Origin of the sequence: Gilliamella sp. Lep-s35 (assembly GCF_009795845.1) — a bacterium.
Taxonomy (GTDB): domain Bacteria; phylum Pseudomonadota; class Gammaproteobacteria; order Enterobacterales; family Orbaceae; genus Gilliamella.
The window spans coordinates 1-318 of record NZ_WTEX01000093.1 but is presented as its reverse complement, the minus strand read 5'-3'; the positions used below and the strand labels follow the sequence as shown (position 1 = coordinate 318).

The 318-nt window shown below is 34.9% G+C and carries 1 pseudogene; it reads left to right on the top strand.

What is annotated here, in order from left to right:
• Nucleotides 1-296 (top strand): annotated as a pseudogene (locus GQ590_RS12180) (hypothetical protein); the annotation flags it as partial.
• Nucleotides 297-318: the final 22 nt, after the last annotated feature.

The following is a 318-nucleotide window of genomic DNA, read 5'->3' as shown; positions in this document are numbered from 1 at the left end:
AAGGTAAACTTATCACAACTAAAAAAGGAACAAATATGAATAAGATTAAACGCAAAAGACGAACATTCACAGATGATTTTAAACACCAAATGGTCAGTCTTTATCAACATGGTAAATCACGTAGTGAAATTGTTGCTGACCGAGGTAAAGAGTTTGATAATCGGTTGTTAGCGGATTGTTTTAAGACATTCAATATCACGCATTCATTAAGCAAGAAAGGATGTCCTTATGATAATGCGGTAGCGGAAGCGACATTTAAAACAATTAAAACGGAATTTGTAAAAGGCCAACGTTTCAACTAAGCGGCTGAGTTACAAC